The sequence below is a fragment of the Achromobacter sp. RW408 genome (genome assembly GCF_003184165.1).
In the GTDB taxonomy this organism is placed as follows: domain Bacteria; phylum Pseudomonadota; class Gammaproteobacteria; order Burkholderiales; family Burkholderiaceae_B; genus Achromobacter; species Achromobacter xylosoxidans.
Genome location: NZ_QHHO01000049.1, coordinates 263665 through 282274 on the forward strand (window position 1 = coordinate 263665; position 18610 = coordinate 282274).

The window sequence follows — 18610 nt, forward strand, 5'->3', positions numbered from 1 at the left end:
GGGCGGATATGCAGGGCAGGGCGTCAGGCCGCGGTGCCGGCGGCCGGTCCATGAGGATCGAATTCCGAAACCGGCCGGCTGCATAGCGCATCGACGATGCGCCCGCTGGCCTTGCCGTCCCCGTAGGGATTGATGCGGCGCGAAAACGAGGCATGCAGGGCGGGGTCGTCCAGCAGCCGGTTGACCTCGGTCAGGATGCGCTGCGTGTCGGTGCCTACCAGCGCCACCGTGCCCGCCTGCACGGCCTCGGGGCGTTCGGTCACATCGCGCATCACCAGCACGGGTTTGCCCAGGTAGGGGGCTTCTTCCTGCACGCCCCCCGAGTCGGTCAGGATCAAATAGGCGCGTTGCATGAACCAGACGAAGTCCAGGTAATCCAATGGGTCGATCAGGTGTACGCGTTCCAGTCCCGCCAGGTCCTTCATCACGACGTTGCGCACTTGCGGATTCAAATGCACGGGATAGACGATCTGCAGATCCTCGCGTCTGGCCAGTTCCGCCAGCGCGGCGCAGATGTTCTTGAAGCCGCCGCCGAAACTCTCGCGCCGGTGGCCGGTGACCAGCATCAGGCGGCGCCGCGCATCGAGCCAGTGGTAGCGGGCCTCGAGTCCGCGCGCCAGCGGCCCGTCCGGCGCCAGCTTGGCGCAGGTCAGCGCCAGCGCGTCGATCACGGTATTGCCGGTCACCGTGATGCGCCCGGCTAGGTTTTCGCGCAACAGATTGGCGCGCGACTCGGCGGTCGGGGCGAACAGCGCGTCGCCGATCGCATCGACCACGCGGCGGTTCATTTCCTCGGGGAAGGGCATGGCCAGGTTGCCGGTGCGCAAGCCCGCTTCGACATGGCCGATGCGTATCCGGCGATGGAATGCGGCCAGCGCGCAAGCCGACGCGGTGCTGGTGTCTCCATGCACCAGCACGTAGTCCGGTTGTTCTTTTTCCAATACCCCGTCCACTTGGCTGATCAACCGCGCATACAGACCGTTCAAGGTCTGGTTGGGCACCATGATGTCCAGGTCATGCCGGGTGCGCAGATCGAACAGTGCGAGCACCTGGTCCAGCATCTGGCGATGCTGTCCGGTCACGCAGACCACGCTGTCGATCTGGGATTCTTCCTGCAACGCGGCGACCAGCGGAGCCATCTTGATGGCTTCAGGACGCGTTCCGAATATGGAAAGTATCTTCATCGCAATCAAGCGGCCGGAGCCGGTGGCATTTTCTTGCGTTTATTATGTCTTGAAAGTATTCGTAATATGTGTCGGAAAATTTCCCGGACTTCCGTTCAGCTGACAGTGATTTATCGAAGCGCCCCGGGGGAAGATGAAAGCGGCCCACTCTCTCGACCCGTAAAATGGGGTCACATCATCTTTCAATATGCTGTCTATGACATATCGCCCCATGTCCCTGCGAGTTTCCTTTGGTTACGAACACGACAGGTCGTGTGCATCTACGTGATTCCTTGAAGGCGAAGTCGAAAATGCCTTGACCCCGTAGCGGCTTCACGCTTTTACATACATCCGGCGCGCCCTCATCTCCTGGCCGGCGCGGCAGCAACCCGGAGCGCCTGTCATATGAAGCCATCGAAACCACGATCCGCCGGCGGTCAGCGCCGCACTCGCGGCGCGCATGTCCGCGCCATGCCGGCCACGTCGGCAGCGCGGCGCCGAGGCCGCGCATGAGCGGCAATCACGAACACGGTGACGTGCGCGCGTTGCCCGAATCGCGTCTCTGGATCGCCTTCGCGCTGACCGGCACGTTCATGGTGATCGAGATCGTCGGAGGCCTCTGGACCGGCAGCCTGGCGCTCATCTCCGATGCCATGCACATGATGACGGACGCCATCGCGCTGCTGCTGGCGCTGATCGCGATCCGCGCGGGCCGCAAGGCCGCCGATCTGATGCGCACCTACGGCTATGCCCGCTTCGAGATCCTGGCTGCCGCGATCAATGCATTGGTGCTGCTGGGCGTGGCCTTCTACATCCTGTACGAAGCCTGGCGCCGTCTGGAGGCGCCGCCAGATATCCAGTCCGCCGGCATGCTGGCCGTGGCCATCGCGGGGTTGGCGATCAACCTGGTGTCGATGCGGCTGCTGGCCGGTTCCAAGGACGACAGTCTGAACGTGAAGGGCGCCTACCTCGAAGTCTGGGCCGACATGCTGGGCTCGGTCGCCGTCATCGCCGGGGCCGTGATCATCTGGTTGACGGGCTGGCGCTGGGTGGATTCGGCGCTGGCCGTGGCCATCGGCTTCATGGTCTTTCCCCGTACCTGGGTGCTGCTGCGCGAATGCATCAACCTGCTGCTCGAAGGCGTGCCGCCCGGCATGAGCCTGAGCGCGGTGCGCGACGCCATCGCCGGCACCGACGGCGTCGCCAGCGTGCATGACATTCACCTGTGGGCGATCACGCAGAAGCAGCCGCTCCTGACCGGCCACGTGGTGTTGGCGGCGGGCGCCGACGGCGAAACCGTCCGCCTGGAGATCGAGCGACGCCTGCAGGAAGATTTCGACCTGCACCACACGACGCTGCAGGTCGAACGTTCGGATCGTTCCGAGCAGGAACACATCCACTGAGCGACGCGAAAAAAAATGGCCGACCCGTGAAGGTCGGCCATTTGGCGCTATGGCGGAAATTTGGTGGAGCCGGGGGGAATTGAACCCCCGTCCGCAAGCCCTCCGCAACCAGTTCTACATGCGTAGTCGATCTATTTGGTTTTAACCCTGGACTTAGCCAACCGACAGGCCGGACCAGAGCGATTCACGTAATTTAAATTTGAACCGTGTGACCCCAGTTCAAACCGATTCCTTGTGAATGTCGCTGCTGCGGTTCGAGGGTTGCCCCCCTGGGAAGTTGCCTTCCTCCGCCTGACCCAAGGACAGATCAGTGCAGCGGCTCACCGCTTAAGCGGCGAGAGCGAAACGCTCGTCGTTGGCGTTTGTAGTGTTCCAGTGGTTTAACGAGCGTACTGGTGCTCGGCATGCCCTGAGTTGTTTCGCGACCCACGTCGAATCCGGATCGGCCCCAAGAACTTCTATTGTACTGGTAAACGCGATAGTCCGCTGCCTTTCCGCGCCCGCCCGCCCGAGCGTGGCGCGGATGCCTCAACGCCGTCCCGCCCGGGAGGGTGCATGGGTGGAGCAGGTGGCCGGCGCCACGCTTCAGGCGTTGGCGCAGGCCGCCTTGGAGGCAGGCCGCGCGCGCGAGGCCGCCATCAGCGCGAAAGCCAGGGCCACCGACAGGGCCACGATGACCGCCGCCGCCCAGCCCAGCGATGCCAGGCCGTACTGGTCGATCACGTGGCCGCCCACCACCGCGCCCAGGCCGATGCCGATGTTGGCGCCGGAGATGTTGAGCGAGGCGGCAAAGGCGGGCGCCTCGGGGGCCGACTTCATCAGCCGCACGTGGCAGACGATGAAAAGCGCCGCCTGGGCGATGCCCCAGACCGTCAAGGCCACGGCCAGCAGGCCATGCGACTGCATCACCGGGCCCACGAATGCCAGGCCCGCCGCCATCAGCGACGAAAACAGCGCGGTGGCGCCCAGCGGGCTGCGGTCGACCATGCGGCCGCCCAGCGTGTTGCCGACCAGGCCAACGGCGCCGAATGCCATCATGGTCCAGCCGACGATCTGGCCGTTGAAACCGGCCAACCGCTCCAGCATGTCCGCTAGATAGGTATAGGCGGTGAACATGCCGGTGAACACCAGCAGCGACAGCAGCACGTGGCCGACCACGATCGGGTTGCGCAGGATGCGCAGCTGCGTCACCAGCTTGACGCTCTCGGCGCGGATGCGGGTACTGGGGAAGGCCAGCAGCAGCAACAGCGCCTTGGCGAATGCCACCGCCGAGAGCACGCCGAAGGCCGCGCGCCAACCAAACGCATCGGAAATCAGCACGCCGATGGGAATGCCGAACACGGTCGCGGCGACGATGCCGAACGCCACCATCGAGATGGCGCGTCCGGCGCGGGCCGGCCCGACAAGTTCCACCGCCGTGGCGCTGGCCAGCGACCAGAACACCGGCAACGCCAGGGCGGGCACGAAGCGGGCCACCGCCATGACCCAGATGTTCGGCGCCGCCGCCGCCAGGGCGTTGGACAGGCCGAACAACACCAGCACGCTGATGAACAGGCGCTTGCGTTCGATGTTGGCCATCAGCGCGGTCAGCAGCGGACCGGTGGCGGCCACCGTGAAGGCGAACAGCGACACCAGCAGCCCCGCCTGGGATACCGTCACGTCGAGGTCGCGGGCCAGGCTGGGCAGCAGGCCGACAATCAGGAATTCGGTGGTCAGAATGGTGAAACCGGCGGCAGAAAGTAGCAGGATGGGCAAAAGCATAGGCAATTCCAGGTGCGCGCGACGCCGTGAGGCAACGCGCGGTGGGCGGATGAATGGTCTAACAGGTCTAGGTTGCGCGCCGGGGAGACGTCGGCGCGCGGGCGCATGAGGGCGGCAAACCGTCGATGCGTAACGAGAAATGCCGTGCGGGCGTTGCCACGCGGCATCCGGCATTGGCCGGGAAAGGCAATCGGGAGGCACCCGGATTGCCTTGCATGAAACGTACTTTAATTCACCGGCGGGTAGGGATAAACCCTTTTGCACCGGATAAATTGTTCGGTCAGGTCAACCAATCCGACCGAACCCTTGTCATCCGGACCGCGCGTCGCCGTGACGGGCGGCGATGCGGGTCGCGGGGGATCGGCGCGGATGCCGGTGCATCAACGCAGATCGCGCGGCAGCAGCGGCTCGATCGCGGACCACAGCTCGGCCGGCGTGTTGGCGCAGGTTTCCGCTTCCCAGCTGATGATGTCGTCGTCTTCGCCGACGTAGCCGTAAGCTGCCGCCACCGCCGGCATGCCGGCCGCGTGCGCGGCCTGGATGTCGCGCAGGTCGTCGCCGACGTAGACGCAGCGGTCGGTGGCGAAGCCGGCCTCGCGCGCGGCGTGCTGCAGGGGCAGCGGGTGCGGCTTGGCGTGGGCGGTGGTGTCGCCGCAGACGAGCACGGCGCTGTCGCGGGTCAGGTTCAGGTGCTCGACGATCGGCAGCGTCAGGTAGGTGACCTTGTTGGTCACGATGCCCCACGACAGGCCGCGCTGGCGGATGTCGGCCAGCAGCGCCTCGATGCCGGGGAACAGCTTGCTGTGGACGGTGGAACTGGCGGCGTAGTCTTCCAGGAACTGCAGGCGGGTCGGTTCGTACTCGTCGTCGCCCGGCTTCAGGCCGAGCGCCACGCGCAGCAGGCCGCGCGCGCCCTGCGAGGCGACCGGACGCAGCGTTTCGTAGGGCAGCGGCTCCAGGCCGCGGCGGGTACGCTGCTGGTTGGCGGCGGCGGCCAGGTCAGGGGCGGTGTCGGCCAGCGTGCCGTCGAAGTCAAACAGGATCAGGGCGCTCATTTGCGGGTAGCCATCAGGTAGTTGACCGAGGTGTCGGAGGTCAGCGAATAGATTTGCGTGATCGGGTTGTATTCCATGCCGCGCATGCCCACCGGTTCCAGGCCGGCGCCGCGGGCGGCGGCGGCCAGTTCGCTCGGCTTGATGAACATGTCGTAGGTGTGGGTGCCGCGCGGCAGCAGGCGCAGCACGTATTCGGCGCCGATGATGGCGAACAGGAACGACTTGGGGTTGCGGTTCAGGGTCGAGAAGAACACCCAGCCGCCCGGCTTGGTCAGCGCCGCGCAGGCGCGCACGATGGAGGCGGGATCCGGCACGTGTTCCAGCATTTCCATGCAGGTGACCACGTCGTACTGGCCGGGCTGCTCGGCCGCCAGCTGTTCCACCGGCACCTTGCGGTACTCGACTTTCACGCCCGATTCCAGCCCGTGCAACTTGGCGATCTTGAGCGACTTGTCGGCCAGGTCGATGCCGGTGACCTGCGCGCCGCTGCGCGCCATGGCCTCCGACAGGATGCCGCCGCCGCAGCCGACGTCCAGCACCTTCTTGCCGGCCAGGCTGCCCACGCTTTCCTGGATCCATTCCAGGCGCAGCGGATTGATGGCATGCAGGGGCTTGAACTCGCTTTCAGGGTCCCACCAGCGGCTGGCCAGCGCGCCGAACTTGTCCAGTTCGGCCTGGTCGGCGTTGACGGTGGCTTGGGCGGTATCGGAGGTGTGGGTGCTCATGGGCGGTCCAGCGTAAGGCGGCACTCTATATATAGAGCGGGACGGCGGCGCCGGTGGGCGCCGGGGTGATTGCACCGCATTGGTGCAAGCCAGGCGAAAAAAAGGGCCTCGCTATGCGAGGCCCTTTATTGTAGCTAGTCCGGCAATTACTTGCGGCTACCCACGATTTCGATTTCAACGCGACGGTTCTGGGCGCGGCCTTCCTTCGTCTTGTTGGAAGCGATCGGGTTCTTTTCACCCTTGCCTTCCGTGTAGATACGGTTCGGATCGATGCCCTTGCTGACCAGGTAGGCCTTGACCGAAGCGGCACGACGCTCGGACAGCTTCTGGTTGTAGGCGTCCGTGCCGATCGAGTCGGTGTGGCCAACGGCGATGATCGTTTCCAGCTCGATACCGCGAGCTTGCTGGGCGACTTGGTCCAGCAGCTGACGGCCTTCGGGCTTCAGCGTCGACTTGTCGAAGTCGAAGAACGTGTCAGCGTTGAACACGACCTTGGCCGCCATCGGGGCCGGCTTCGCCTTTTGTTGGGCAACCGGAACGCCGTCGCAGCCGGGGATGCCGGTGGCCGGGGTCCAGAACGCATCGCGCCAGCACAGTTCGTTCGTACCGTTCTTCCAAACGTTACCGAACGGATTGCGCCAGTTGTCCACCGTCTGGGGATAGGTCTGGGCCGAGGCTACACCCGAGGCCGTGACGGCGGCGAAGGCGAGCGCCAGAGCGAATTTGGAGGGTTTGTTCATGTTTCTCCTCGTTGAGCTTGAAGCTGGATAAGTGACTCGCAGCGAACCCCCGCCGCATATCAGGAAAACGGGGCCAGTATAGCAACGCCAAGAGCTGGTTCAAAGGAATAGCTACTGGGTTTCCTGCGTGCTGGAAACAATCTTAAGGCATTTGGGGGGCTTTGGCTTCCCTGGACAGCCGCATTGGTGCTGGATATGACGTTTTCCGCGCTCCATCCGTTTGCCATGTTGGTTTTTGACAACAGGCTCGCGGGACCTTGGCGAACGCGTCGGTGCCGCTTGCCGCCGACATCCGGTTGCGGGGCCGCGCCGATGGCCGCTCGGGGCCCTTGGGGCCGCGATCCCAATCGAATGATAGAATTTCCTGTTTACCCGGCCCGGGTTCCTCCTTACACGATTCTGTCGTTATATATATGGATTCCTTTGCCAAGGAGACGCTTCCGGTATCGCTGGAAGAAGAGATGCGCCGCAGTTACCTCGATTACGCGATGAGCGTGATCGTCGGGCGGGCGCTACCGGATGTGCGGGACGGGCTCAAGCCCGTCCACCGGCGCGTGCTCTACGCGATGCACGAGCTCAACAACGACTGGAACCGCGCCTACAAGAAGTCGGCGCGTATCGTCGGGGACGTCATCGGTAAGTACCACCCCCACGGCGACCAGTCCGTCTACGACACCATCGTCCGCATGGCGCAGGATTTCTCCATGCGCTACATGCTGGTCGACGGCCAGGGCAACTTCGGCTCCATCGACGGCGACAACGCCGCGGCGATGCGCTACACCGAAATCCGTCTGGCCAAGATCGCCCACGAGCTGCTCGCGGACATCGACCAGGAAACGGTCGACTTCGGTCCCAACTACGACGGCAGCGAGCAGGAACCGCTGCTGCTGCCCTCGCGCCTGCCGAACCTGCTGGTCAACGGCAGCTCGGGCATCGCCGTCGGCATGGCCACCAACATCCCGCCCCACAACCTCCAGGAAGTGGTCGACGGTTGCCTGTACTGCCTGCGCAATCCGGCGTGCTCGGTCGATGAACTCATGGAGATCATCCCGGCGCCGGATTTCCCCACGGGCGGCGTCATCTACGGCATGTCGGGCGTGCGTGAAGGCTATCGCACCGGTCGCGGCCGCGTCATCATGCGCGCCAAGACCCACTTCGAAGACATGGAAAAGGGCAACCGCCAGGCCATCGTGGTCGACGCGATTCCCTACCAAGTCAACAAGAAGACGCTGCAGGAACGCATCGCCGAGCTGGTCAACGACAAGAAGATCGAAGGCATCTCCGACATCCGCGACGAGTCCGACAAGGACGGCATGCGCCTGGTGATCGAGCTCAAGCGCGGCGAAGTGCCCGAGGTGGTGCTGAACAACCTCTACAAGAACACGCAGCTGCAGGACACCTTCGGGATGAACCTGGTGGCGCTGGTCGACGGCCAGCCCCGCCTGCTCAACCTGAAGCAGATGATCGACTACTTCCTGCAGCATCGCCGCGAAGTGGTCACGCGCCGCACGGTGTTCCAGCTGCGCAAGGCCCGCGAACGCGGCCACGTGCTGGAAGGCCTGGCCGTGGCGCTGGCCAACATCGACGACTTCATCGCCATCATCAAGGCCGCGCCGACGCCTCCCGTCGCGCGCCAGGAACTGATGGCCAAGTCGTGGGATTCTTCGCTGGTGCGCGAAATGCTGTCGCGCGCCGACGGCGACACGCCGGGAGGCCGCGCGGCCTTCCGTCCGGACGACCTGGGCGCCGAGTTCGGCCTGCAGGGCGACGGGCTGTACCGCCTGAGCGATACCCAGGCCCAGGAAATCCTGAACATGCGCCTGCAGCGCCTGACCGGCCTGGAGCAGGACAAGATCGTCGGCGAATACAAGGACATCATGTCCACCATCGCCGACCTGCTGGACATCCTGGCCCGTCCCGAGCGCATCACCACCATCATTGGCGAGGAACTGCAGGCGATCAAGGCCGAGTTCTCGACCGGCGCCAAGGACACGCGCCGCTCGGAAATCGAGCTCAACGCCACCGAACTCGACACCGAAGACCTGATCACGCCCACCGACATGGTCGTGACGCTGTCGCACGGCGGCTACATCAAGAGCCAGCCGCTGTCCGAGTACCGTTCGCAGAAGCGCGGCGGCCGCGGCAAGCAGGCCACGGCGATGAAGGAAAACGACTGGATCGACCAGCTGTTCATCGCCAACACCCATGACTTCCTGCTGTGCTTCTCGAACCGCGGCCGGGTCTACTGGCTCAAGGTCTGGGAAGTGCCGCAAGGCACGCGCAACTCGCGCGGCAAGCCCATCGTCAACATGTTCCCGCTGGCCGAAGGCGAGAAGATCACGGTGGTGCTGCCGGTCAAGGAATTCAGCGAAGACCACTATGTCTTCATGGCGACCTCGCGCGGCACGGTCAAGAAGACCCCGCTGTCCGACTTCTCCAACCCGCGCAAGGCCGGCATCATCGCGGTCGACCTGGACGACGGCGACTACCTGATCGGCGCCGACCTCACCGACGGCAAGCACGACGTCATGCTGTTCTCGGACGCCGGCAAGGCCGTGCGCTTCGACGAGAACGACGTGCGCCCGATGGGCCGCAATGCCCGCGGCGTGCGCGGCATGATGCTCGAGGACACGCAGAACGTGATCGCGCTGCTGGTGGCCGGGGATGAAACGCAGAGCGTGCTGACGGCCACCGAAAATGGCTACGGCAAGCGCACCCCGATCACCGAGTACACGCGCCACGGCCGTGGCACCAAGGGCATGATCGCCATCCAGACCAGCTCGCGCAACGGCAAGGTGGTTGGCGCCGTGCTGGTGATGCCTTCGGATGAAATCATGCTGATCACCACCGGCGGCGTGCTGGTGCGTACCCGCGTCGCGGAAATCCGCGAAATGGGCCGCGCCACGCAGGGCGTCACCCTCATCAACGTCGATGACGGCAGTTCGCTGTCCGGCGTGCGCCGGGTCGTCGAAAGCGATGCCGACGATGACAGCGAAGACCTGGACGACGGCCAGGAAGAGGGTCAGGAAGAGGGCAACGGCGACGCCGGTGCAACGGATTCGACGGAACCTACGGAGCAATAATGGCCCGCCCCTGGAACTTCTCGGCAGGCCCCTCGGCCTTGCCCGAGGTGGTACTGCAGCAAGCCGCTGCGGAAATGCTGGACTGGCACGGCAGTGGCATGTCCGTGATGGAAATGAGTCATCGCGGCAAGCACTTCGTGCAGATCTGCGACGAAGCGGAAAGCGACCTGCGCGATCTGCTCGGCCTGTCCTCGGACTACGCGGTGATGTTCATGCAGGGCGGAGGTTCCGGGGAGAACGCCATCGTTCCCATGAATCTCATGGGACGGCGCGGCACGCCGGCGGCCGACTTCGTCGTGACCGGCCACTGGTCGTCGCGTTCCCACAAGGAAGCCGGCCGCTACGGTGACGCGCAGGTCGCGGCCACCAGCGGCCAGGCGACGCAGCTGGACGGCCGCGAGCAGGCGCCGTACACCTGGGTGCCGCCGGTCGACACCTGGAAGGTGCGCAAGGAATCGGCGTACCTGCACCTGTGCAGCAACGAAACCATCGGCGGCGTCGAATTCCTGGATTGGCCCGACACGGCCGCGCTCGGCGCGCCCGACGTGCCGCTGGTGGTCGACGCTTCCTCGCATTTCCTGTCGCGTCCGATGGACGTGAGCCGCTGCGGCATGATGTACGCGGGCGCCCAGAAGAACGCCGGCCCGGCCGGCGTCACCATGGCCATCTGCCGCCGCGACCTGATCGGCCACGCGCTGCCGATCTGCCCGTCGGCGTTCGACTACGCCAACGTGGCCGCCGAGCATTCGCGCTACAACACCCCGCCGACCTTCGCGATCTACATCGCCGGCCTGGTGTTCAAGTGGGTCAAGGCCAATGGCGGCGTGGCCGGCATGGAAGCGGCCAACAAGGCCAAGGCCGAACTGCTCTACGGCTACCTCGATAGCACCAGTTTCTACCGCAATCCGATCCACGCCCCCGTGCGTTCGCGCATGAATGTGCCGTTCGTGCTGCGCGACGAATCGCTCAACGACGCCTTCCTGCAGGGCGCCGACGCCGCCGGCCTGACGCAGCTCAAGGGCCACAAGAGCGTGGGCGGCATGCGCGCCTCGATCTACAACGCGGTGCCGCTGGCCGCCGTGGCCGCGCTGGTCGAGTACCTGAAGGAATTCGAGCGCCGCTATGGATGATGACCTGCAGCGCAAGCTGCGCCCCCTGCGCGACCGCATCGACGCCATCGATGCGCAAATCCTGGATCTTCTTTCGCAGCGCGCCCGCGCCGCGCAGGAAGTGGGCGAGGCCAAGCATGCCGCCCATGCCGACGGTCCGGTGCTGCGCCCCGAGCGCGAAGCCGAGGTCATCCGTCGGCTGCAACAACTCAACCCCGGCCCGTTTCCGGCGGCCGGCGTGGCCTCGGTCTGGACCGAGATCATCTCGGCCTGCCGCGGCCTGGAGCGCGGCATGACCGTCGCCTACCTGGGGCCGCAGGGCTCGTTTTCCGAGCAGGCCGCGCTGGAGCATTTCGGCCATGCGGTGCAGAAGCTGCCGTGTGTGTCGTTCGACGAGGTCTTCCGCGCCGTCGAGGCGGGGCAGGCCGACGTCGGCATGGTGCCGGTCGAGAACTCCACCGAAGGCGCGGTCAACCGCAGCCTGGACCTGCTGCTGAACACGCCCCTGCGCATCCTGGGCGAGCGCTCCCTGGTGATCCGCCATTGCCTGATGTCGCAGTCGGGCAAGATGGACGGCATCAAGACGATTTCCGCGCATCCGCAGGCGCTGGCCCAGTGCCAGGGCTGGCTGACGCGCAACTATCCCGACCTGGAACGGGTGGCCGCCGCCAGCAATTCCGAGGCCGCGCGCGTGGCCGCGTCGGATCCGACCATCGCCGCCATCGCCGGTGAAGTGGCCGCGCCGGCCTGGAACCTGCAGGTCGTCAGCGCCGGCATCCAGGACGATCCGCACAACCGCACGCGCTTCCTGGCCATCGGCAACATCGAGCCGCTGGTCAGCGGCAAGGACAAGACCAGCCTGATCCTGGCGGTGCCGAACCGCGCCGGCGCGGTCTATGAAATGCTGGCGCCGCTGGCCGCCAACGGCGTGTCGATGACGCGCTTCGAGTCCCGGCCGGCCCGCACCGGCGAGTGGGAATACTATTTCTACGTCGATGTCCTGGGACATCGCAACGATCCGAATGTCGCGCTCGCCCTGGATACCCTGCGGGCGCAGGTCGCCTACCTGAAAGTGCTGGGTTCCTACCCGGCGCCGTGAGCCCTTCCATGACCAACACCTCCAAGCCTCTCGCCGCTCCCGCGCACGTCAGCGCCATCGCGCCTTACCAGGCAGGCAAGCCCATCGAGGAACTGGCCCGCGAATTCGGGCTGGATCCGGCCGGGATCGTCAAGCTGGCGTCCAACGAGAACCCGCTGGGCATGCCGCAGTCGGCGCGCGCCGCCATGCTGGCCGCCGCCGAGTCGCTGGCGCGCTATCCGGACCCCAACGGCTTCGATCTGAAGGCCGCGCTGGCCGCGCGCTACGACGTGCCGATGAACTGGATCACGCTGGGCAACGGCTCCAACGACATCCTGGAAATCGCCGCGCTGGCATTGCTGGAGCCGGGTACGTCGGCGGTCTACGCGCAGCATTCCTTCGCGGTCTACCGCCTGGCCACGCAGGCCCGCGGCGCGCGCCACATCGTGGTGCCGGCCAAGGACTACGGCCATGACCTGGACGCCATGTTCGACGCCATCGCCGACGACACGCGCCTCTTGTTCATCGCCAACCCCAACAACCCCACCGGCACCTTTGTGCCGGGCGACCAGGTGGCCGCGTTCCTGGAGCGCGTCCATGCCGCGCATGGCGATCGCGTCACGGTGGTGCTGGATGAGGCCTACAACGAATACCTGGAACCGCAATTCCGGTTCGACAGCACCGCGCTGGTGCGCCGCTATCCCAACCTGATCGTCTCGCGCACCTTCTCCAAGGCCTACGGCCTGGCGGGCCTGCGCGTGGGCTTCGCGGTGGCCCAACCGGCCCTGACCGACCTGCTCAACCGCGTGCGCCAGCCGTTCAACGTCAACACGCTGGCACAGGCCGCCGCCGTGGCCGCGCTGGCCGATGCCGCCTACCTGGAACAGGCGTACACGTCCAACAAGGCCGGCAAGGCGCAACTGTGCGAAGCCTTCGACCGCCTCAAGCTGCGCTACGTGCCCAGCTACGGCAACTTCGTGCTGGTGCACGTGGGCGACGCGCCGCGCATCAACCTGGCGCTGCTCAAGCGCGGCGTGATCGTGCGTCCGGTGGCCGGCGACGGCCTGCCCGAGTGGCTGCGCGTGTCCATCGGCCTGCCGCAGGAAAACGCCCGCTTCATCGACGCGCTGACCGCCATCCTGTCCGAATGAACGGCGCTTCCTCCAAGCCGAATCAGGGGGCCGCTGGCCCCCTGATTCCTGTGCTGGCCGTCGTCGGCGTGGGCCTGATCGGCGGTTCCTTCGCCGCGGCCTTGCGCCGGGCGGGGCAGGTGGGACGGGTGCTGGGCGTGGGCCGCAATGCCGCGTCGCTGGCGCGCGCGGTGGAACTGGGCCTGATCGACGAAGCCGTCAGCGCCGAAGACGCCGCCGCCCACGCAGACCTGGTGTTCCTGGCCACGCCCGTGGGCGGCCTGCGGGACATGCTGGCGCGCATGCTGCCGCATCTGCGCGATGCCACGCTGCTGACCGATGGCGGCAGCACCAAGGCCGAGGTGGTCGATGCCGCCCGCCTGGCGCTGGGCGCGCGCATCGGCCAGTTCGTGCCGGGCCATCCCATCGCCGGCGCCGAGCGCAGCGGACCCGAGGCCGCCGATGCCGGCCTGTATCAGGGCCGTTGCGTCATCCTGACGCCGCTGGCCGAGAATAGTGCCGCCGCCATTGCCCTGGTGCGCGATGCGTGGCTGGCTTGTGGCGCGCAGGTGATCGACATGGACGCCGGCGCGCATGACCGGGTGCTGGCGTCGGTCAGCCACCTGCCGCACCTGTTGTCGTCGGTGTACATGGAGCAGGTCGCCACCGCGGCCGACGCCGCCACGCGGCTGGCGCTGGCGGGCAGCGGCTTTCGCGACTTCACCCGCATCGCGGCGGGATCGCCCGAGATGTGGCGCGATATCTTTCTATCCAACCGCGACGCCATGCTGGCGGAGCTGGCGGCCGTGCGCGCCGTGCTGGATCGGGCCGAGCGCGCGATCGATGGCGGCGATGGCGCGGCCTTGCTGGCGCTGCTGGACACGGCGGCGCAGGCGCGCCGCAACTGGCGCAAGGAGTAAACCCACATGGGCGCTTTGCCTTTCCTGGATCTGCCGCGGGTGCGGCGCGCGCAGGGCGTCATGGCCTTGCCCGGTTCCAAGAGCATTTCCAACCGCGTGCTGCTGTTGGCGGCCATCGCCGACGGCGAGACCGCCATCACCGGACTGCTGGATTCCGATGACACCCGCGTCATGCTGGCCGCCTTGCGCCAGCTGGGCGTGGCGGTGTCCGAACTGGCCGAGGGCCGTGTCACCGTGCGCGGCGTGAGCCGCTTCCCGGTCGAAAGCGCCGACCTCTTCATGGGCAACGCCGGCACCGCCATCCGGCCGCTGACGGCGGCGCTGGCGCTGATGGGCGGCGACTATCGCCTGTCCGGCGTGCCGCGCATGCACGAGCGTCCCATCGGCGACCTGGTCGATGCGCTCAAGGCGCTGGGCGCTCGGATCGACTATCTGGGGCAGCCCGGCTATCCGCCGCTGCACATCGGCCGCGGCGCAATCGCCACGCCGGCCGTGACGCAGGTGCAGGGTTCGGTTTCCAGCCAGTTCCTGACCGCCTTGCTGATGGCCGCGCCATTGCTGGCCGGCCAGAGTGGCCAGCCGGTGGTGATCGAGGTGCTGGGCGAGCTGATCTCCAAGCCCTACATCGAGATCACGCTGAACCTCATGGCGCGTTTCGGCGTCACCGTGCAACGCGATGGCTGGGGTCGTTTCACCATCGCCGGCGGCGCCCGCTATCGCAGCCCGGGCCAGATCGCGGTCGAGGGCGATGCCTCCACCGCCTCGTATTTCCTGGCGCTCGGCGCCATCGGCGGCGGACCGCTGCGGGTGACGGGCGTGGGCGCCGACAGCATCCAGGGCGATGTGAAATTCGCCGACACGCTGGCCGCCATGGGGGCGACGGTGGCATACGGCGACGGCTGGATCGAGGTGACCGGCGTGCGCGTGGCCGAGGGCGGGCGCCTGAAGGCCTTCGATACCGATTTCAACCTGATCCCCGACGCCGCCATGACGGCCGCCGCGCTGGCGCTGTACGCCGATGGCCCGTGCCGGCTGCGCAACATCGGCAGCTGGCGCGTCAAGGAAACCGACCGCATCCACGCCATGCAGACCGAGCTGGAAAAGCTGGGCGCGCAAGTGGAATCGGGGCCGGATTGGTTGCGGGTCACTCCGCCGGCTGACGGCGCCTGGCGCGACGCGCATATCGGCACCTGGGACGATCACCGCATGGCAATGTGCTTCTCGCTGGCCGCGTTCGGCCCGGCGGCGGTGCGGATTCTGGATCCGGGTTGCGTCAGCAAGACGTTCCCGGGTTACTTTGATGTCTATGCCGGCCTGGTGTCGGCATAGCGACCACGGGCCGCGCGGCCCATTTTCCTTACATGACTTCGACTGAACCGACCGTGACTTCCGCCGCTCCCGTCATCACCATCGACGGCCCCACCGCCTCGGGCAAGGGCACCGTGGCCCACCGCGTCGCCAAGGCGCTGGGGTGGGCGGTGCTGGACAGCGGCGCGCTGTACCGGTTGACGGCCCTGGCGGCGATCAACCGCGGCGTCGATGCGGCCGACGAGCCCGCCGTGGCGCGCGTGGCCGAGACGCTGGATGTGCGGTTCGACGGCCCCCACGTCTACCTGGAGGGCGCCGACGTCGGCCATGAAATCCGTCGCGAGGAAGTGGGCAATTTCGCCTCGCGCGTGGCGGCGTTCCCCGGCGTGCGGCAGGCGCTGCTCGAACGCCAGCGCGCGTTTCGCCTGCTTCCCGGGCTGGTGGCGGATGGCCGCGACATGGGCACGGTGGTGTTTCCTGATGCGTCCCTGAAAGTCTTCCTGGTGGCCGATGTGGTCGCGCGGGCCGAGAGGCGGCGTAAGCAGTTGATCGAAAAGGGAATTTCTGCTAATCTAGACGACCTTTTGCGGGATATGCGCGAGCGGGATGCCCGCGACACGCAGCGCGCCACGGCGCCGCTTGCTCCCGCAGCGGATGCACATGTGCTGGATTCGTCGAATCTGACGATTGCGGAAACCGTGCAGGCAATACTGGATTTCTGGCAGGCCAACCCCACGCATTGAGGGGCGGGCACCTTCGCCAGTCGTTTTTTTATCGGCCCTGTCCTGGCCAGGCGACACCCCCACGGGACACCCCGCAAGGGCAAACCGGCAGGCAGGTATTTTGACTCCACTGTGGCGGGCAATCCGCTGCGGTGTGTTTTTAACGGCCATTTCGGCCCAATGGATTTCAACCCCATGTCTTCCGTTTCCACTACCGCCACCGGCGGCGAAAGCTTCGCCGACCTTTTCGCACAAAGCCTCAAGAGCCAGGACATGAAGTCCGGCGAGGTCATCAGCGCCGAAGTCGTGCGCGTCGACCATAACTTCGTCGTCGTCAACGCCGGCCTGAAGTCCGAAGCGCTGATCCCCCTGGAAGAGTTCCTGAACGACCAGGGCGAGCTCGAAGTGCAACCCGGCGATTTCGTCTCGGTGGCCATCGATTCCCTGGAAAACGGCTACGGCGACACCATCCTGTCGCGTGACCGCGCCAAGCGCCTGTCGGCCTGGCTGCAACTGGAAAAGGCCCTGGAAAACGGCGAGCTGGTCACCGGCACCATCACCGGCAAGGTGAAGGGCGGCCTGACCGTCATGACCAACGGCATCCGCGCGTTCCTGCCGGGTTCGCTGGTGGATCTGCGTCCGGTCAAGGACACCACCCCGTACGAAGGCAAGACCCTCGAATTCAAGGTCATCAAGCTCGACCGCAAGCGCAACAACGTCGTGCTGTCGCGTCGCCAGGTGCTGGAAGCCAGCATGGGCGAAGAGCGCCAGAAGTTGCTCGAAACCCTGCACGAAGGTGCGGTGGTCAAGGGCGTGGTCAAGAACATCACCGACTACGGCGCGTTCGTGGACCTGGGCGGCATCGACGGCCTGCTGCACATCACCGACATGGCCTGGCGCCGTGTGCGTCACCCGTCCGAAGTCCTGCAAGTGGGTCAGGAAGTCGAAGCCAAGGTCCTCAAGTTCGACCAGGAAAAGAGCCGCGTCTCGCTGGGCGTCAAGCAGCTGGGCGAAGATCCGTGGGTGGGCCTGGCTCGCCGCTACCCGCAAGGCACCCGCCTGTTCGGCAAGGTCACCAACCTGACCGACTACGGCGCGTTCGTTGAAGTCGAAGCCGGCATCGAAGGCCTGGTGCACGTCTCCGAAATGGACTGGACCAACAAGAACGTCGATCCGCGCAAGGTCGTGACCCTGGGCGAAGAAGTCGAAGTCATGGTCCTGGAAATCGACGAAGACCGTCGTCGCATCTCGCTGGGCATGAAGCAGTGCCGCCAGAACCCGTGGGAAGAGTTCGCCACCAACTTCAAGCGTGGTGACAAGGTCCGCGGCGCCATCAAGTCGATCACCGACTTCGGCGTGTTCGTCGGCCTGCCCGGCGGCATCGATGGCCTGGTTCACCTGTCCGACCTGTCGTGGACGGAAACCGGCGAAGAAGCCGTGCGCAACTTCAAGAAGGGCGACGAGATCGAAGCCGTGGTCCTGGGCATCGATACCGACAAGGAACGCATCTCGCTGGGCATCAAGCAGCTGGAAGGCGACCCCTTCAACAACTTCGTTGCCACGTTCGACAAGGGCGCCGTGGTTCCGGGCACCATCAAGTCGGTCGAAGCCAAGGGCGCCGTCGTGACGCTGTCCGTGGACGTCGAAGGCTACCTGCGCGCTTCCGAGATCTCCTCGGGCCGCGTCGAAGATGCCACCACCGTGCTGACCGCCGGCGAGAACATCGAAGCCATGATCGTCAACATCGACCGCAAGACGCGTTCGATCCAGCTGTCGATCAAGGCCCGCGACAACGCCGAAACCGCCGAAACGATCCAGCGCATGTCCGACGCCAGCGCTTCGTCCGGCACCACCAACCTCGGCGCGCTGCTGAAGGCCAAGCTGGACCAACAGCGCAACGACGGTTAATTCGTGACCAAGTCGGAGCTGATCGCCGCCTTGGCGGCCCGCTATCCTCAGCTGGCCGCCCGCGACACCGATTACGCGGTCAAGACCGTGCTCGATGCGATGACCCAGGCCCTGGCCTCGGGCCAGCGCATCGAGATCCGCGGTTTTGGCAGCTTCTCGCTGTCGCAGCGGTCTCCCCGTATCGGCCGCAATCCGAAATCCGGCGAACAAGTGCTGGTGCCTGGCAAACAGGTGCCGCACTTCAAGGCGGGCAAGGAATTGCGCGAGCGGGTGGACTTGGTCGGCGGCAACGACGAGGACGCTCAATCCTCTGGATCGAGCGAACCGATGCCGTCCATGGCAGGCTTGCACGCCATGCATTGACAGCACCGGCCAGTAAGCTGCCTTCGGGCAGATCGGACCGCGAGCAACGCCCCTTGAGAAATCAAGGGGCTTTGTTTTTGGGCGTCCTTCCGGACACGCCGGCGCCCTTCGAGGAAACCCCGTTGAAGGCCGTACACGAGGT

The 18610-nt window shown here is 65.9% G+C and carries 15 protein-coding genes and 1 other RNA gene; 10 read left to right on the forward strand and 6 right to left on the reverse strand.

Annotation, left to right across the window (positions count from 1 at the left end; all coding sequences use genetic code 11):
• Positions 1-23 precede the first annotated feature (23 nt).
• Positions 24-1184, reverse strand: coding sequence for a non-hydrolyzing UDP-N-acetylglucosamine 2-epimerase (gene wecB, locus DK459_RS20675; protein ID WP_110135035.1), 1161 nt, complete (start codon positions 1182-1184; stop codon positions 24-26).
• Between the two features lie 488 nt (positions 1185-1672).
• On the opposite strand from wecB, the gene DK459_RS20680 reads away from it, so the two are divergent.
• A complete protein-coding gene (locus DK459_RS20680; protein ID WP_054496655.1) occupies positions 1673-2566 on the forward strand; it encodes a cation diffusion facilitator family transporter in 894 nt (297 codons plus the stop codon).
• Between the two features lie 61 nt (positions 2567-2627).
• Here the strand turns inward: DK459_RS20680 and ssrA are convergent.
• The 5 genes from ssrA to ompA form a co-directional block, all read right to left on the reverse strand.
• Positions 2628-3016, reverse strand: a transfer-messenger RNA (tmRNA) gene (gene ssrA, locus DK459_RS20685).
• Positions 3017-3151: 135 nt separating this feature from the next.
• Positions 3152-4327 carry an MFS transporter gene (locus DK459_RS20690; RefSeq protein ID WP_006388252.1) on the reverse strand — a complete coding sequence of 392 codons (1176 nt, stop codon included), beginning with the start codon at positions 4325-4327 and terminating at the stop codon, positions 3152-3154.
• A 380-nt stretch (positions 4328-4707) separates the two neighbouring features.
• On the reverse strand, positions 4708-5382 hold the full coding sequence (locus tag DK459_RS20695) for an HAD-IA family hydrolase (RefSeq protein ID WP_006388253.1): 675 nt from the start codon (positions 5380-5382) through the stop codon (positions 4708-4710).
• Positions 5379-6107: a bifunctional 2-polyprenyl-6-hydroxyphenol methylase/3-demethylubiquinol 3-O-methyltransferase UbiG gene (gene ubiG, locus DK459_RS20700; protein ID WP_006388254.1), complete on the reverse strand. Its 729-nt coding sequence runs from the start codon at positions 6105-6107 to the stop codon at positions 5379-5381. Before ubiG ends, DK459_RS20695 begins: the two co-directional genes overlap by 4 nt.
• Before the next feature lie 146 nt (positions 6108-6253).
• The gene (ompA, locus tag DK459_RS20705) at positions 6254-6847 is read right to left on the reverse strand and encodes an outer membrane protein OmpA (RefSeq protein WP_006388255.1); all 594 of its coding nucleotides are present in this window, start codon (positions 6845-6847) and stop codon (positions 6254-6256) included.
• A 413-nt stretch (positions 6848-7260) separates the two neighbouring features.
• Here ompA and gyrA point away from each other — a divergent pair, with 413 nt between their 5' ends.
• The 9 genes from gyrA (at position 7261) to DK459_RS20750 (ending at position 18468) form a co-directional block, all read left to right on the forward strand.
• The gene (gene gyrA / locus DK459_RS20710; protein ID WP_006388256.1) at positions 7261-9930 is read left to right on the forward strand and encodes a DNA gyrase subunit A; all 2670 of its coding nucleotides are present in this window, start codon (positions 7261-7263) and stop codon (positions 9928-9930) included.
• Positions 9930-11060, forward strand: coding sequence for a 3-phosphoserine/phosphohydroxythreonine transaminase (serC, locus tag DK459_RS20715; protein ID WP_006388257.1), 1131 nt, complete (start codon positions 9930-9932; stop codon positions 11058-11060). The genes gyrA and serC overlap by 1 nt, the downstream gene beginning before the upstream one ends.
• Positions 11053-12138: a prephenate dehydratase gene (pheA, locus tag DK459_RS20720; RefSeq protein WP_020924595.1), complete on the forward strand. Its 1086-nt coding sequence runs from the start codon at positions 11053-11055 to the stop codon at positions 12136-12138. The genes serC and pheA overlap by 8 nt, the downstream gene beginning before the upstream one ends.
• An 8-nt stretch (positions 12139-12146) precedes the next feature.
• Positions 12147-13268, forward strand: a complete 1122-nt coding sequence (gene hisC, locus DK459_RS20725; protein ID WP_054437359.1) for a histidinol-phosphate transaminase — start codon at positions 12147-12149, stop codon at positions 13266-13268.
• Complete coding sequence (locus tag DK459_RS20730) at positions 13265-14167, forward strand: prephenate dehydrogenase/arogenate dehydrogenase family protein (protein WP_006388260.1); 903 nt, start codon at positions 13265-13267, stop codon at positions 14165-14167. The genes hisC and DK459_RS20730 overlap by 4 nt, the downstream gene beginning before the upstream one ends.
• A 6-nt stretch (positions 14168-14173) precedes the next feature.
• A complete protein-coding gene (gene aroA / locus DK459_RS20735) occupies positions 14174-15496 on the forward strand; it encodes a 3-phosphoshikimate 1-carboxyvinyltransferase (protein ID WP_024068176.1) in 1323 nt (440 codons plus the stop codon).
• A gap of 32 nt (positions 15497-15528) precedes the next feature.
• Positions 15529-16218: a (d)CMP kinase gene (cmk, locus tag DK459_RS20740; protein ID WP_026382779.1), complete on the forward strand. Its 690-nt coding sequence runs from the start codon at positions 15529-15531 to the stop codon at positions 16216-16218.
• Between the two features lie 174 nt (positions 16219-16392).
• Positions 16393-18105, forward strand: a complete 1713-nt coding sequence (gene rpsA / locus DK459_RS20745; protein WP_026382780.1) for a 30S ribosomal protein S1 — start codon at positions 16393-16395, stop codon at positions 18103-18105.
• A 3-nt stretch (positions 18106-18108) separates the two neighbouring features.
• Entirely contained in the window at positions 18109-18468 is a 360-nt protein-coding gene (locus DK459_RS20750) for an integration host factor subunit beta (protein WP_006388263.1), read from the forward strand.
• Positions 18469-18610: the final 142 nt, after the last annotated feature.

Bases quoted from the DNA above. Each gene is read 5' to 3' on its own strand.
- wecB (WP_110135035.1), bottom strand. From the start codon at position 1,184: ATGAAGATACTTTCCATATTCGGAACGCGTCCTGAAGCCATCAAGATG.
- DK459_RS20680 (WP_054496655.1), top strand. From the start codon at position 1,673: ATGAGCGGCAATCACGAACACGGTGACGTGCGCGCGTTGCCCGAATCG.
- DK459_RS20690 (WP_006388252.1), bottom strand. From the start codon at position 4,327: ATGCTTTTGCCCATCCTGCTACTTTCTGCCGCCGGTTTCACCATTCTG.
- DK459_RS20695 (WP_006388253.1), bottom strand. From the start codon at position 5,382: ATGAGCGCCCTGATCCTGTTTGACTTCGACGGCACGCTGGCCGACACC.
- ubiG (WP_006388254.1), bottom strand. From the start codon at position 6,107: ATGAGCACCCACACCTCCGATACCGCCCAAGCCACCGTCAACGCCGAC.
- ompA (WP_006388255.1), bottom strand. From the start codon at position 6,847: ATGAACAAACCCTCCAAATTCGCTCTGGCGCTCGCCTTCGCCGCCGTC.
- gyrA (WP_006388256.1), top strand. From the start codon at position 7,261: ATGGATTCCTTTGCCAAGGAGACGCTTCCGGTATCGCTGGAAGAAGAG.
- serC (WP_006388257.1), top strand. From the start codon at position 9,930: ATGGCCCGCCCCTGGAACTTCTCGGCAGGCCCCTCGGCCTTGCCCGAG.
- pheA (WP_020924595.1), top strand. From the start codon at position 11,053: ATGGATGATGACCTGCAGCGCAAGCTGCGCCCCCTGCGCGACCGCATC.
- hisC (WP_054437359.1), top strand. From the start codon at position 12,147: ATGACCAACACCTCCAAGCCTCTCGCCGCTCCCGCGCACGTCAGCGCC.
- DK459_RS20730 (WP_006388260.1), top strand. From the start codon at position 13,265: ATGAACGGCGCTTCCTCCAAGCCGAATCAGGGGGCCGCTGGCCCCCTG.
- aroA (WP_024068176.1), top strand. From the start codon at position 14,174: ATGGGCGCTTTGCCTTTCCTGGATCTGCCGCGGGTGCGGCGCGCGCAG.
- cmk (WP_026382779.1), top strand. From the start codon at position 15,529: ATGACTTCGACTGAACCGACCGTGACTTCCGCCGCTCCCGTCATCACC.
- rpsA (WP_026382780.1), top strand. From the start codon at position 16,393: ATGTCTTCCGTTTCCACTACCGCCACCGGCGGCGAAAGCTTCGCCGAC.